Source organism: Paenibacillus lentus, from assembly GCF_042714055.1.
Lineage (GTDB): Bacteria > Bacillota > Bacilli > Paenibacillales > Paenibacillaceae > Fontibacillus > Fontibacillus lentus_A.
In genome coordinates, this window is the sequence record NZ_JBHGVC010000001.1 from 517,294 (window position 1) to 531,938 (window position 14,645).

At 46.2% G+C, this 14,645-nt stretch carries 14 protein-coding genes; 5 read left to right on the forward strand and 9 right to left on the reverse strand.

The annotated features are described in order from the left end of the window. Nucleotides 1-232: 232 nt before the first annotated feature. Together ACE3MQ_RS02170 and ACE3MQ_RS02175 are read left to right on the forward strand one after the other, a co-directional pair. Nucleotides 233-847: an RNA polymerase sigma factor gene (locus ACE3MQ_RS02170; RefSeq protein ID WP_379390128.1), complete on the forward strand. Its 615-nt coding sequence runs from the start codon at nt 233-235 to the stop codon at nt 845-847. Continuing rightward, nucleotides 801-1,649, forward strand: coding sequence for a DUF4367 domain-containing protein (locus ACE3MQ_RS02175; RefSeq protein WP_379390130.1), 849 nt, complete (start codon nt 801-803; stop codon nt 1,647-1,649). Before ACE3MQ_RS02170 ends, ACE3MQ_RS02175 begins: the two co-directional genes overlap by 47 nt. Before the next feature lie 43 nt (nt 1,650-1,692). Here ACE3MQ_RS02175 and ACE3MQ_RS02180 read toward each other — a convergent pair whose 3' ends face one another. From ACE3MQ_RS02180 to ACE3MQ_RS02190, 3 genes are all read right to left on the reverse strand, one after another. After that, nucleotides 1,693-2,976: a hemolysin family protein gene (locus ACE3MQ_RS02180; protein ID WP_379390132.1), complete on the reverse strand. Its 1,284-nt coding sequence runs from the start codon at nt 2,974-2,976 to the stop codon at nt 1,693-1,695. Between the two features lie 433 nt (nt 2,977-3,409). After that, entirely contained in the window at nt 3,410-3,865 is a 456-nt protein-coding gene (gene gerQ / locus ACE3MQ_RS02185) for a spore coat protein GerQ (protein WP_379390134.1), read from the reverse strand. A 51-nt stretch (nt 3,866-3,916) separates the two neighbouring features. Continuing rightward, entirely contained in the window at nt 3,917-4,339 is a 423-nt protein-coding gene (locus ACE3MQ_RS02190) for a cell wall hydrolase (protein WP_379390136.1), read from the reverse strand. A 275-nt stretch (nt 4,340-4,614) separates the two neighbouring features. Between ACE3MQ_RS02190 and ACE3MQ_RS02195 the strand changes: the two genes are divergently transcribed. Further along, entirely contained in the window at nt 4,615-5,943 is a 1,329-nt protein-coding gene (locus ACE3MQ_RS02195; protein ID WP_379390138.1) for an FAD-dependent oxidoreductase, read from the forward strand. Nucleotides 5,944-6,029: 86 nt separating this feature from the next. Here the strand turns inward: ACE3MQ_RS02195 and ACE3MQ_RS02200 are convergent, their stop codons facing one another. The 4 genes from ACE3MQ_RS02200 to ACE3MQ_RS02215 form a co-directional block, all read right to left on the reverse strand. Beyond that, on the reverse strand, nt 6,030-6,449 hold the full coding sequence (locus ACE3MQ_RS02200) for a DUF2500 domain-containing protein (RefSeq protein ID WP_379390140.1): 420 nt from the start codon (nt 6,447-6,449) through the stop codon (nt 6,030-6,032). A gap of 205 nt (nt 6,450-6,654) precedes the next feature. Beyond that, complete coding sequence (locus ACE3MQ_RS02205) at nt 6,655-6,849, reverse strand: hypothetical protein (RefSeq protein ID WP_379390142.1); 195 nt, start codon at nt 6,847-6,849, stop codon at nt 6,655-6,657. A 199-nt stretch (nt 6,850-7,048) separates the two neighbouring features. Further along, nucleotides 7,049-8,320, reverse strand: a complete 1,272-nt coding sequence (locus tag ACE3MQ_RS02210; protein ID WP_379390144.1) for a WD40/YVTN/BNR-like repeat-containing protein — start codon at nt 8,318-8,320, stop codon at nt 7,049-7,051. 78 nt (nt 8,321-8,398) lie between these two features. Then, nucleotides 8,399-9,262 carry a polysaccharide deacetylase family protein gene (locus ACE3MQ_RS02215; protein WP_379390146.1) on the reverse strand — a complete coding sequence of 288 codons (864 nt, stop codon included), beginning with the start codon at nt 9,260-9,262 and terminating at the stop codon, nt 8,399-8,401. Nucleotides 9,263-9,689: 427 nt separating this feature from the next. On the opposite strand from ACE3MQ_RS02215, the gene ACE3MQ_RS02220 reads away from it, so the two are divergent. After that, complete coding sequence (locus ACE3MQ_RS02220; protein ID WP_379390149.1) at nt 9,690-10,616, forward strand: L-lactate dehydrogenase; 927 nt, start codon at nt 9,690-9,692, stop codon at nt 10,614-10,616. Nucleotides 10,617-11,358: 742 nt separating this feature from the next. Further along, nucleotides 11,359-12,447: a tyrosine recombinase XerS gene (gene xerS / locus ACE3MQ_RS02225; protein ID WP_379390151.1), complete on the forward strand. Its 1,089-nt coding sequence runs from the start codon at nt 11,359-11,361 to the stop codon at nt 12,445-12,447. A gap of 57 nt (nt 12,448-12,504) precedes the next feature. Here the strand turns inward: xerS and mobB are convergent, their stop codons facing one another. After that, nucleotides 12,505-13,032, reverse strand: a complete 528-nt coding sequence (gene mobB, locus ACE3MQ_RS02230) for a molybdopterin-guanine dinucleotide biosynthesis protein B (protein ID WP_379390153.1) — start codon at nt 13,030-13,032, stop codon at nt 12,505-12,507. Between the two features lie 41 nt (nt 13,033-13,073). Next, nucleotides 13,074-14,345 (reverse strand): molybdopterin molybdotransferase MoeA, encoded by a 1,272-nt coding sequence (locus tag ACE3MQ_RS02235; RefSeq protein ID WP_379390155.1) that lies wholly within the window; start codon nt 14,343-14,345, stop codon nt 13,074-13,076. Nucleotides 14,346-14,645: the final 300 nt, after the last annotated feature.

Here is a 14,645-nt window from a genome sequence, read left to right on the forward strand (position 1 = left end):
AATGCAAGCTCCTCTCCTGATGCAGCTATTTTTATATGTATGATAGCCAACTACTCCATTGTAGATTAAAGTTGAAACGGCGTCACCTCTCAGAATAGAAGCGAATCAAAGGTTCAAAAATTAGTTTAAGTTTTCATCTAAAGGGAAATGATTCCTCTTCTTTCAAAAATCATGTAGAATGCTATTAGATGAATATGATATACCGTTATAGGGAACTGGAGAGGAGAAAATCATGTCGGAACGCCTGAAGTGGTTGCTCGTCGCTGATTTTTACGACTTAGCCGAGAACGTTCAGGAAGAGATCTATTATGCTTTCTACGATCTTGTCTACGGACCTGTCTATTATATCGTTAAGGATCATCAAACTAGTGAAGACATCATTCAAGAAGCTTTTCTTAAAGTCGTAGATCATAAGCCTGCCTTCGATAGCGAGGTTGGGATGAAATCCTGGCTTAAGGTAGTTACGCGAAATACGGCCATTAATTTTTTGAGAAAAAGCAAAAAGTACCGTAACCATTTAGATTCGGATCGTGTTTATATAGAAATGGATCCTTTCATCCATGCTGGCGGCTCGGTCGAGCAGGTGGTGGAGACCAAATTAATGGAAGAGGCTATTATTGATTATCTATATAAGTTAAAGCCGGAATACCGATTATTGATGGAATATCGCTGGAAACTGGGTCTCAGCTATAAGGAAATCGCGGAAAAGCTGCACATTAGCGAAGATGTAGTCAGGCAGCGGCTGCACCGTACCCGAGAAGGAATCAAAAAAATGCTGTTTAAAGAGTGGGGTGACCATATTGAAACGAAGCAGTCACCGCGATCCCGTTTATCCCGCGGAGTTTAACGTTCTGTTTGATGAAGCTTTTGATGAGGCAACGAAGGAACTTCCCCTCTATACGGATATTTATAAGCAACCATCCTGGAAAAAAGTCCAGAGCCGGCTCCTGAAGCGAGCCAAACGCCGAAGACGCTTTAAATGGCTCCGTCAATATGAGGTTATCGCTGTCATTGCATCCTTCGTACTGTTTAGTGCGGTGTTGTTTACACCCCCTCTCGTGACCCAAGCGGTCTCCCCCATTTATCATGAATTAAGAAATTGGGGAAATGGCATGAGCCAGATTATTTTTGGGAACGGCCGCGAGCTAGAGAGCAACAGCGTATCGTTCGCTCAGGATTCTTTTCTCGATGAAGTTACGAATTCGGAAGAACGGCCATGCCCTAAAGTTTTTCCCCTGTCTATGAAAACGCAAATGGCAGATCTTCGCGACAGCCTTCCTTTTAAATTGCCTAAAATTTATTATTTGCCTGATGGGTATATGCTTAATTCGGCGGAATTAATTACAGCGCAACACTCGTCGGCATACTCCAGCGAGAGCAATCTGATTGAAGGGGCATATTTATTGTTCGAAACGAAGAATCAGCAGCAATTGACAATGATGTTCAGGGTGCTAAGGGAGGATGAAATCATTCGAACGCCCTATGAGGAAAATATCGAAACCATCACTTTAAATAATGGTACTGTTGCTTACTATACACCGGGCAAAATAGCCCAGATCAGCTTTATGATCGATGATATTTTTGTCATGGCTGCCGGGCAATTAAGTAAGGGCGAGCTGTTGAAAATCGCAAACAATTTGGACATATAAGAAGGGTGCCCCCAGGGCACCCTTCTTTAGCTACGTTATAAATTTACGCGCCTGCTCCTTCTAATGGAATCAGCTCCTGCTTAACAAGCTTCACGCGCGATATTCTCTTGTTGTCGGTCTGTTCTACCATGTACAGATAACCATCGTATTCCACGGACTGCCCGACCTGAGGTGGTAGGATTTGAATTCTTGAATATAACCAGCCTCCGATCGTGTCATAGTCATCGGAATCAAGCTCTAAGCCGAACCGGTCATTCACCGCTTCAATAAGCATGAGTCCGTCAATGGAATAAGCGTCTTCGCCTGCTTGCTCGATGCCGGGGCGCTCCTCGTCGAATTCATCCTGAATTTCACCGACGATTTCCTCTACGATATCCTCAAGCGTGACAAGCCCCGATGTGCCTCCGTATTCATCGATCAGAATAGCGATTTGCGTCTTATTGCGCTGCATGCGCTTCATCAAATCACTAATCGGGGTGGATTCCGGCACCGCCATGATGGGGCGGAGCAAATCTAAATAATTCGCTGAATTCGAGCGTATTAAATCTTTTATATGAATAAAGCCGATCACGTGATCCTTATCGTTAGCACATACCGGATAACGTGTACGTGTTCCTTCCAAGGCTATTTCTAAATTTTCATGCAAGGTGTTCTGTGTGTACAAGCAAATCATTTCGGTACGAGGTATCATGATTTCCCGTGCTGTTGTATCCGCGAACTCAAAGATGTTGTCGACGAGCGACATCTCGGTACTATCAATCAGGCCGCTCTCGCTGCTCTCCTTCATCATCACCCTGATCTCTTCCTCCGTATGCGCAGAATCATGCTGCTCTTTGAGCGGCTCGATACCAAATATTCTGAGCAGTCCGGACGACAAGCTGTTCAGCACCCAAATCATCGGAAACATCAGTTTATAGAACACTTGCATAGGGCGTGCTGACAGCAGGGTTACCTTCTCGGCATTGCGCACGGCTACAGTCTTGGGCGCAAGCTCTCCAAGCACGATGTGCAGCACGGCGATCAATAAGAATGCAGTCGTAAGCGATATGGCATACGCGGCCTTATTCCCTATTCCCGTTAGCTGAAATATCGGATTAAGCAGACGTGCCACAACCGGCTCACCAAGCCACCCGAGACCAAGAGAGCTAAGCGTAATTCCTAGCTGGCAGGCGGACAAATAGCCATCCAACCGGCTCATAAGTCCTTTTGCCGTGATTGCGCTCTTCTTCCCCTCTTCAATCAAGGCATCGATTCGGCCTGCGCGAACTTTCACAATCGCAAATTCAGCCGATACGAAAAATCCGTTAAGCAGAACTAGTATAATCATAAGTCCTACATGATAAATACTCGGTAAAGGGTCAGTCAATACGTTTCCTATTCCCGCTGATCCAAAGCGGCGAACAGGTGCACCTCCTTCGCGGTTTGAATTAATTTGACTGTGACAGGTTTATGACCTTTTACATCTAATTATATTATTATACACTACACAGTCAAACGGCACGGTATGACAACAGACAAGAATACAGGGCTAATTTATTTTGTTTTCCACAGAAAATTGCTATTGCTACAGTCAAGCCTACCTTTTGCTGGCTTTTCCTATGGATTTGATGCGATTCCAAACGAAATCCGCAAAAAAAGACAACAAAATGCAACAAAGCCGCCCTCGCGTAAAGGGCAGCCCTGGGTAGTGCGGAGTTGACGGCCGTCTCGGAAGCAACTGCCTCCTGCTCCATTTCGTCATGAAAAGTGATTCATTTTCGTTATCTTGCCGATTGGGGACTTCCGATCGTTCCCGGATATTGGTATACGAGCGGCTCATCGAAGGTAGCATAATCAAAGTTCACCATTAGCATAATGGTTCTTACTCCTGTCGCCGGATCACTAATAATAATGTGGTCGCGCCCAGCGGCTTCGAGAACACCTTTGAATATTTTCGCGTTCCATTGGGAGTTGTTCTCATATGTCATATAAAAGGTACCCACTTTGCCCAAATTTAAGCGCAATATGTTCTCGATATAAGATTGCTCGAACTGAGGAATCGCCGTGGGAACAACCGTCCCCGTCGTCGTCATCGGACTTCCGCTCGGCACCTGCGGAGGATATGACATGCCTCCTTGAGTCTGATATTGGGCAGGATAGCTGCCGCCACCGCCATAGGCTCCCGATGGACCGCTGCCGATTTTATAGCTCACCGGCCGATAATTTGGATTGAACATAAATAAAAACCTCCTCTAAGTATGGTTGATGCTAAAGGGACCAAGCTCCCGTTAATATACAGAAGGACAATCTTCGAAAGTTGGAGTGAAGAAGCAGTGAGACTTGAATCTCCCCGTATTCTGCTGGTTGTACCATGTAGCCGGACAGTCCCCCACGGGTTCAAAAAACCATAATGCATTGGTGGCAGGCCATATGCGTTCGCCATTAATCACTCGTTGGGCCAAGCGTATATCGGCATCACGCGCCCGTTGATAGAAATAACCTTTCTGCGTGGCTTCAAAGCCTCCCGGCGATTGGAACACCATTCGATTCATATCGCGTATGTCTCTGAAATCAAGACAATTGCCTAGAATCCGATTTACTCCGACGTTTCCAACCATCAGCATGCCTTGCTCGCCTTCACCCTCAGCCTCTGCGCGCATGAGCCGTGCCAGCAGTTTGACGTCCTCGGAATTTGCTTTTATGACAGCCACTGGCTTTCCTCCTTCAATCTCTAATGAACGATATATCCTATGTGCATTTGCCCATTTATGTGCCTAGTTTTTTGCTTTTGTCATTGTGTCAACCCACGAATACCAAGGGTAATGATGAATACGATTTCATTTTTGAACAATTCGTGTCTATTTCTATGGACGCGCTTACATGAATAGCATATACTAGTAATGAATCCATGCTTCGGTTCGGAGCAGAATTGTTGCGAGAAGCGCAGACCATTGCCGCTTCACAAAACGAATGGGAGGTACGACTAATGAGAATCGCGATTGTTGGCGGTGGACTTTCCGGGTTAACGGCCGCTGCTTATCTGTCCGACAGTCCGGGTGTACAAGGAACAGTGTTCGAGCGTAGCCCGCAGTTGGGTGGAAGAGCCTTTACTTATGAGAAATCAGGTTTCACACTAAATTACGGAGCACATGCGGTGTACGGCATTGACAGACATACATTGCTGAATATGGAGAATGAGCTCAATCTCCGCTTTCATAGCAAGCAGGTTGATAAGCGAAATGTAGTGTATGCCAAGCATGGTCAACTCACTCCCGCCCCGCTTGATTTCGTTAATATTATGAAGACCGGCGTCCTTACGGCGATGGAGAAAATTCGCTTCGTTGCCGAAATCGCTGCCGTCATCACTAATATTCACCAATTGAAGAATTATCCGACCTTAGGCGAGTATTTGGATAAGTCCAATGCATCTCCTGACGTCAAAGAGCTATGGGAGCATTTAGTGAGCTCCAACTTCTTCATCACCCCAGAAGAGGCCAGACGAGTGTCCGGCGAAGTGATCGCCGAATACTATCATAACCTGTTCCTCTCGCAGAAACCGGTCAACTACATCCTTGGCAGCTGGTCGACAATCACCAATCAGCTGGTGGATAAAATTTCCCAAAATCCAGATTGGGAGATCGCTGTAAAGGAAGCCGTAGAATCGATCACGATGGAAGATGACAAATTTATACTTCATACCAAAACTCGCGAATCATTAGTCTTTGATCAGGTCATCTTCGCCATGCCGGTACAGCAGGTTGCCAAACTCCTAGAATCGACACCATGGGGCTTAGCGTTGGAACCTTACAAGAACAATACGTCAACTGAAGTTCTTGTTTATGACGTTGGCTTTTCCAAGGTCATCAATCGCCCCTTCCACTATATAAGCGATATGAACAACAAGCTGTTTATCAGCGACGTCTCCGCTACGGATCATACCGTTGTTCCTGAGGGCGGTCAGCTGCTTCAGGGCATCGCCTATTTAAACGATGACTTTGCGGATGATGATCAGAAGAAACAGTATCTGGAGAGCAAAACATCGCAAATGGAAGCGCTCTTCGATACTTACTACCCAGGCTGGCGCGACAATACTACCGTCAAGCGCGTGTCCAAGAAAGCGATGGTGGCAAGCGTAAAAAATATTCATACGAATAAGCTGCTGCCGAATCAACTCGATCAAGTTCCCTTTTACTTCTGCGGAGACGGCTGTGAAGGCAAGGGCGAATTGGCGGAACGCGCATTTTCGAGCGGGCGCAAGGTTGCCCAGGATATTCTGGCAAACACAGTCAAGGTCAAAGCGTTATCTTATTCATAAGGATACACAAAGAGAGCTGCCCCCGTGGGACAGCTCTCTTATTATTTATAAGACATCCGATTAGACGCCCCTTGATTGATCCAAGCCTAATAATTTCGCCTATAATCGCGATACCCCTCATCTATGCTCAATGTCGACTTGGCTAAACGTTCGAATCCCAAATAACGATTTCCCTGAAATGAAAGCTTCCCCTGGTCTCCCTCAACGCATTGTCCATATTCCTGTCCACTTACCGGAAACTCTAGGCGATCACCGCTCTCGACTTCAAACGTAATGAAGTATTTACTATCTGTATGGCTCACTGCGGTATCTGTGTTATGGCGATGAGAAACCTCCGTACGTTTGCCGACGATGATTGTTGGAACAATGAGCAGCGGTTGCTTCGAATTAAAGGCGTACCTTAGTATTCCCCGGCCCACAGAAATGAGAATGATCCCTAGGATGATGATGAAGAAAATAGGAAGTGCCGTGTTCATAACGCCGAACATTTCCACCCAAGATTGCATCCTTCTCCCTCCCTCGCGTTCATGCCGGTTGTAGAACCATGTTAATAGTTCTTTGGTCGTCCCTGTACTTCTCTTCTATGTATATGCCAGGCGGAGTGAAACTTGTCATAGCTCCAATGATTAATTCATCCGCATAGAACAACAATAACCTCCGGTTCCTGAGCCCTGAACCGAAGGTTATGTTAATCGTTCGTAAGATATGGAGTTATGCATAGTAGAATTGTAACAATTGACGGGTTTCTTCTGCTCCGGCTGCTGCTTCTGTCTCAGCCTCATACAATCCATTCTCGGCCCAGCAGGCTTTGCAGATCTCTTCTGTTGTACATAAATGGGCATCTTCACAGTTATAGCAAAATTGAAGCAGGTTACGGGTTACTTGATCCTGATTGTTCGTTTTCATCTCAATCACTCCTATTTGATAATTGAAGTACAGTGTTTATTCTTTCTGAGTTAAATATATCACAGACCAGCCGTCAGACAATGTGATAATTTTCACAATATACAAAACTTTAATTTCTCGTATACACAGGAAAGCCATTCATCCCCATAATTAGGAAAAATGGCTTTTTGTATTACTTTATATTTTAACTTTAAACCTCTTATAACACCCGCCAGCTAGCGCCGCCATCTAAGGTTTGCAGCAGTAAAGAGCGCTTCTGATTGCTTTGCGCAACGAGCAGCCAGCCTACCTGAGCGGAGGAAAAACGCAGCTTGACGACCTCCGGGTACTCTGCCAATATTTTTACCAGTACCTTGCTTTCCGGCAGTGCCGTCCAATTCTTGCCTTGATCCAGAGTGTGGTAAACCTTTGAGTTATGGAGCAGCCACCCTTCCCCGCTGCTTGCGAAAGCAGGCGGCAGTGTTTCATTCAGCCCCTTTTGCCAGAACGATTCAAATGGCGCCAAGCTCCAGCTCGCTCCATTGTCAGCCGTATAATAGCCGTTGAACTTCGTAGCATCCTCTTTCACGCAGCCGACGGGAATCCAGCCGTTCAGTGGCTCATTGGAAAAGAACTGCAGATCGCCGGCAATAAACTGTTTACAAGACTTGTACTTGGTGGTTGAGAAGAAATCCTGCACCTCGGACCAGCTGATGCCCCCATTATCCGTAACATAAAGCTTGGGAATGCCGGAGCTGATCATGCTGACATAGCCGTTCATTCGATCGCGAAAGACCATCGATATCTCGTTTCCGAAATTCGGCAGAACGTGGTCATGGGCCTCATCCGTCGGAGACGAACTATCCATGATTTTAGACCAGGTCGCTCCGCCGTCTTCCGTCTGATATAACATCTTCCCTTCCTTATCAGGATATGTTTTGGCCGCTAATATCCATCCGTAGGTATCATCCGTGAAATAGATCGCAGCCGCTTTATCCGAGCCCGGCAGCGAAGCGATTTTCCAGGTCGCTCCCCCATCCCGTGTACGTAGTACGATAGAATCGCTTGAGCCTACCGGATTGCGAACAATCCAGCCATGGGATTCATCGATAAAGAAAATATCCCGATTATATTTAGGATGGTATGGAAACTGTACAGAGGCGGCTGGAGATATACTTGTCCAGGTTTTACCGCTGTTCTGGGTAAGATAAAGCCGCAGTTCACTGCGAGTCGATCCCCAAGCTATGCCTGCTTTTTCGCTAAAAAGGTGAAAATCGGTAAGCTTCGTTTGGATTTGATATTGCTTCCCCTCATCCTTATTAGCAGACGTCTGTTCCGTGAATACCTCAGGATTCTCAATGGTGATGGTTTGGCCTTCCTCAGGCATTTCCTCCTGAACCGGAGTCGCTAGCTCATTCTGTTTAGAGGAGCATGCCGTTAAAAGCAGGCAGGAAATCAGCACCGCTCCCGTTAATTTATACAGTAAACTCAAAATATCAGCACCTCACTCACCGGGTTCAACCTGCAGACCATATTATATCATAGTCTAGGATCATAGATTAATAGCACATTACAAACGAGGGTCGTTCGAAAAATTTACGGAGAAGTGCTGATCCGGTTTGTATACCGCAAAGGCATAGCCCTTATTCGTTAAATATTGAATGATTTGCGGCAAGGCTTCGACGGTTTGCTTTTTCTCGTGCATCAAAATGACTTCAACCTCACGGGACACCTGGCGCTTGATTTCCTGCATCACTTTATCCGGTTTGTTCGTATGCTTCCAATCCTTGGAGTCTACGGTCCAATCCCACATTTTATATCCGGCCTTGACGATGTCATTTCGAAACTCCTTATTAATTTGCGGCTTGCTGCCATAAGGGGCGCGAATGAGCCAAGGAGCTGTTCCGGTGATTTCCTCAACCATGCTCTGTTCTTTATTGAATTCCTTAAGGAATTTAGCGGAGCTCCCACTATCGTACAAAATTTTCTTATCGTGGGTCATGCTATGTAAACCGATATAGTTCCCTTGTTCTGAAGCGGCCTTGAGCGAACTCTCATTACCCTTGATTTGGCTGCCGATGACGAAGAAGGTTGCATGAATGCCATGTTCATTTAAGATGGCTACAATTTCATCCGTATATTTACTTGGACCATCATCGAAGGTTAGATAAGCCACTTTGGGTTTGGAGGCCTTCTGCTCCAAGGGCGGCTGGGGTGTATTTTCGGGAGAATCAGTACTGTTCTGCTGTTCTTGGCTGGTTTCGTTGACTTCTGTAGTTCCCGTATTGCTATCAGCTTCTGTACCTTCGGTAGCATCCACGCTTTGCTCAGCCTCGGCGGATTGTTTATCCGGAACAGGCTTCTTCTCGTTCCCTCCCGCAAATTTCGGAATAACGACCGATGCGATATTCTTTTCAGCGGAATGAACGTTCATATAAGATGTCGCTACAATTGCGCACATAATTAAGGCTATAGAAGATAATAATATGGAGAAAATAATAATTGGTTTTTTGAACCGTCTATTCGACTTTTTTCGAGATTTTTCCTTGCGTCCTCTGTTTTCGTTCTGCGACATCATGCTGATCACCATTTCCCTCTCTCTTTATGTATTACTAGAATAATATAAAAAGAGGGGGTACGTCCTTACAGAAAGGTTACCCTATGGTTACAAAGTTCTCATTAAAATTTGTGAAATATCTCAAAAACTAGCAAAGTACGTTAGTAAGCATATGTAGATGATAAATTCCATGATTAAATTTCAAATATTTTAAACTTTAAGATTGTGCTTTAAATTTTAATCGATTCATGTACAATGAGAATGGGTTAATACATATCCGTCATAGTTAGAAGGAGATGATGAATTGACAACGCAATTACGATCTAGCCGAGTTGTTATTATTGGAACAGGTGCTGTAGGGGCCACCACTGCCTATACATTACTGCTGCGTGAACGGGTGTCCGAATTGGTGCTTATCGACGCAAATAAAGAACGAGCGCTCGGGGAAGCGCTGGACATGAACCATGGTCTTCCCTTTACAGGCGGCGTCAAACTGTGGGCCGGCGATTATAGCGATTGCAAGGACGCCGATATCATCATTATTGCGGCCGGTGCATCCCAAGCTCCTGGCGAGACGCGTATTGATTTACTTAAACGTAATGCGGGAATTTTCGACAGCATCATTAAAAATATTGTGAAGTATAACAACCATGCGATTATTCTCGTTGCAACGAACCCCGTAGACATCTTGTCCTACGTATCACTGAAGAAGAGCGGTTTTCCTTCCAATCGGGTTATCGGTTCGGGTACCCTGTTGGACAGCGCACGCTTCCGTTATTTGATCGGCCAGAACAAGAAAATCAACCCGCGCAGCATCCATGCGCATATTATCGGTGAGCATGGAGATACTGAAGTTCCGCTCTGGAGTCTTGCCAATGTAGCGGGAATCGATTTGGAATTCTCGGATGAAGATCGAACCAATATTTTTAACAGTACCAAGAACGCAGCCTACGAAATTATCAATGCGAAAGGCGCTACCTTCTATGCTATCGCTTTGGCGCTGGATCGGATCGTCACCTCCATCCTACAGGACGAAGGCTCGGTGCTGAACGTCTCCACCCTGCTAAATGATTACAATGGCGTATCTGACGTATACCTTGGCGTACCTAGCATCGTCGATAGCTCCGGAGTTCGTGAAGTGCTTGATTTGAAGCTGAGTGGTGAGGAACTGGAGAAATTCCAGCATTCCGCTAGCAAGCTAAAAGGTGAAATCGAGAAATTAGAGCTGTAATTGCATAAATTGCAAAAAACCTGAGGTTTTGTCACACTCAGGTTTTTTTGTATTGCACTGCACTATATAAACGCGTGTATAAAGTACTCCATGCTCAAGGCATGCAACACTTTGATTAATCATATTAAATAAATGAATTTACAGCTCCAGTACAACGTTTTGCCTATACTGTACTCCATGTTACTACAATCAATTAATAACATTAACTATATTGTATAATTAATGAGGTTAACTAAAAAAAGGGACATCATTTATGATCGTTATTGTCATGCGCAACCTTTTCTCGGCAATCCGATTGGCGACGACCCCAAAAGATTCCGGCTTGATCCCCACAATTCGGTGGCAGCCTCGACGACCTTTCAGGCTCCCATTTCGCCTGGATATCCCTTTCTCGCTCCGCCCACAGCTCGGGGGCTTTCTCGACCTGTGCCGTTCCTCTTGAATCTCATTGGGTCATTTCGTCTCTACATAAATCTGGACAAACTTCATGACCTGCTATATTATATTTACCTTTTAACTTAGTATAGTTGCTAGAATGCTGAATTCGTATGGGTTTATTGAAAAGGAACTAAATGTGCGGTAAAAAATCTTTTTCTATTGTGAATTTTTCATATAGTGTGTTTTTCATCAAAGGAGCTATAAATGGCTTTTTCCCGTGGTTTCTCCTTGTTTTCAGGGTAATCATTGCTTCGTTTGTGCTACAATAAGGAGCATAACCGTTTGAATTTGGAGGTACCGCTACATGAATATTCAAAAAACGATCGATCGAAAAAAACTCGATGAGCGAGTTGTTCATATGCCCTGGTTCGTCCAACAATTTATTGATTATAAGCTCCCAGACCTCTCTCCCTCCACCCTGCTGGAATATATAAGGGATTATGAAGCATTCTTCAATTGGCTGCGTGCCGAGGGTCTCTCTTCCGCGGACAGCAATGCCCAAATTACGCTGTTGGATTTAGAGACGCTTCGGATGGAGAGCATTGTGGGGTTCCGTCTTCATCTGACTACGCGTGTTGACGGCACCAACTCCAAAATTACGGTATCCCGCAAAATGTCTTCGCTGCGCTCGCTCTTTCATTATTTGAGCCAAATTGCCGAGGACGAGGATTTCTATCCGCTGCTGAAGCGCAATATTATGGCCAAGGTCGAGATCAAGAGAATACATAAGCCAAAGGATACCGCAGCGAAGCTCAAAGGCAAGCTGCTCGAAGAGGATGAGCTGCTTGAATTTATCGGATATATCCGCGAAGGCTACGGAGCCGACGTTCACAACAATAAGCAGGCTCTATATGCCCACGAGCTCAATAAAGTAAGAGACGCCTGTATCGCCAGCCTTATTCTGAATTCCGGGCTTCGCGTCTCCGAGCTCGTTAATCTGAATGTCGATGATCTGGATTTGGCCAACAAAATCATCTATGTATTCCGAAAAGGCAACAATGATGAGACCTTCAAAACGCCAGTCTATTTCCGAGAACAATCCAAAGACGAACTAGTTGAGTATTTAGAGCTGCGTCAAACGCGCTACAATACCCCAAAACGGGAAAAGGCACTGTTCGTCGCCCTTCCGAATGGCCAGAAGGAAGGCAAACGAATGACGAAACGGGCGATCCAGGCCATGATTATTAAATATGCGAAACGATTCGGGAAGCCTTACTTAACCGTTCACAAGCTGCGGCACTCCTTTGCTACGGATTACTACCTGCAAAATGATATTTACAAGACGAAGGAGCAGTTGGGTCATGCATCAACCGAAACAACGGAAGTATACGCTCATCTAACGGACAAAACGATGTCTGAAGCGATTGAACGACGTGCAGAATCCGGCTCCTAAATGTTATGCTCAAACCATGTGAAATCCCCCTCTGCCCATCCAGAGGGGGATTTGTCATTAACTCTCCGAAGTTAAGATCGACACGATGATAAGCTTCGCAACTTCTTCGACATCATCTATTTTATAGCAGGGAAGTTCCGAGCCCGCAAGCACGCCGCCCGTCCCGTCATGATTCAAGCATTCCTCCGCTTCCTCCCTGAACACAACGGCCCGTATATCCGTTAAATCCTTCAGCAGCGGAAGATCCTCCTTATCACGGATTAACACGATTTTCGGATAGCTCTCATGTTTAAACCCTTCGATAATGGTCATATCATAATCGTCAAAATGCTTTATCAGCTCGCTGAGTTTCGTCTCCTGCTCCTCTATGATCGCGGTTCGCCAAGGAGAAGTAATCGCCGTCGCGACTGCGCCCGCCCGGCGGTGACGAAACGTATCGGTACTCTCACGGTCTGCTTCAAAGCCATGGACGTCATGCTTAATGACAGCTACTCTTAAGTTCATGGCATTCAGGATTTCCAGCAGCTTGCCGATCAGCGTCGTTTTACCACTATTTTTGTAGCCCACGATTTGAATAACTGGCATATAAAACCTTCTCCTTCCTAAGAAATGAAATCGGAATGGGCCTAGAGACGGCCTCCGGGCAGCCTGAGCACATCGACAAGCTCCCCGGCTTCCACTCCCTTATTCGTCGGCGGCACTACGATCAGGACATCGCTGTCTTTAATAGTAATCATGACGCTTGATTCATCCAGCGCAGCCGGGTATACGACAAGCCGTCCGTCCTCGAACGTTAATCTGCCCCTTACAAACCGGGTGAAATTGTTGACCTTGGCATACGTTTTGCCCAGTACAGCTTGAAATGCTGGCAAGAACGGATCACGGATGCCGAGCATAGTACCGATATATGGACGGACGAACAGCTCGCAGCCGACAAAGCAGGCTCCCGGATTGCCGGAAAGAGCAAACAGCAGCTTTCCCTCTTTAACCGCTGCGGTGGTTACACTGCCCGGACGCATCGTTACTTTATTGAACAGCATTTCCATCGATTGTTCGCGAACCAGTTCCGCCATAATGTCATAGTCCCCGACGGATACGCCGCCGGTCGTAATGACAATATCATATTCAGCAAAGGCCTCCGCTACGCTCTGCCTCGCCTTTCCTAAATCGTCTTCGATAGCCGGAAGCATATGGGGCTCGCCGCCGGCTTCACGAATCTGGCTTACCAGCATATACGTGTTACTATTGCGAATTCTGCCGTCCTGCAAGGGCTCATCGATGTTCAGCAGCTCGGAGCCCGTGGAGAATATCGCCACCCGAGGCTTCCTGGCCACTGGAACCTGATGTATGCCGAACGTGGCGAGCACCGATATTTCTCCCGTGCCGATCCGCCGGCCCTTCTCCAAAATCAAATCGCCCTCGGCAAGCTCAAACCCGGCCGGAGTAATATTTTTGCCCGGCTCAATCTCTCGTTTGATGCGAATATAACTTCTGCCGTCATGCTCAATCATTTCGGTCATTTCCAGCATCATGACGGCATCCGCCTCATCCGGCACCTTCGCTCCCGTCATGATCCGCGAAGCCGTGCCTCGTTCCACCGCTGCCGAAGGAAGAGAGCCGCACGGAATATCGTCAACAACCTCCAATTGAACTGGCTGTTCGTTATTGCAGCCCTTCGTATCCATGCTATGTAGGGCATAGCCGTCCATGCCCGAGCGGCGAAAATGGGGAAACGGGTGCGGAGCTGTCACATCGCTTGCGAGAATTCGATTCTCGGCCTCCAAAATAGGAACCAGCTCCATTTCGCCAGGCTGGGCATAAGTGAGTACCCTGGCTTGCGCCTCGGGAACCGATATCGCGCTGCGCCGGAATTTATCTTCATACATCTTGCTTTCCATCAATATACCTCCTCCATCCTGACTATCAAAACGTTCATGCTATTCATGTTATATAATGGGTAGAAACGCTGGCAACCGTTATTGTACGTTTGGGCTGTAAGTTATCAGCTTTTCTGATCATTCTACCATTTTTTCTATACGCCTGCATTTGCCGAAATATTCTGCGACGCTGCGTGGAGTAATTATACAGGATGCGGAGTAGTTTACACTCAAAATCGGTAAGCATCCTACCCTTCCAACAAGAACATTTGTTTGCATTAAAATGCAAACTTACGTTCGTGATCAATATGAAAATAAAAC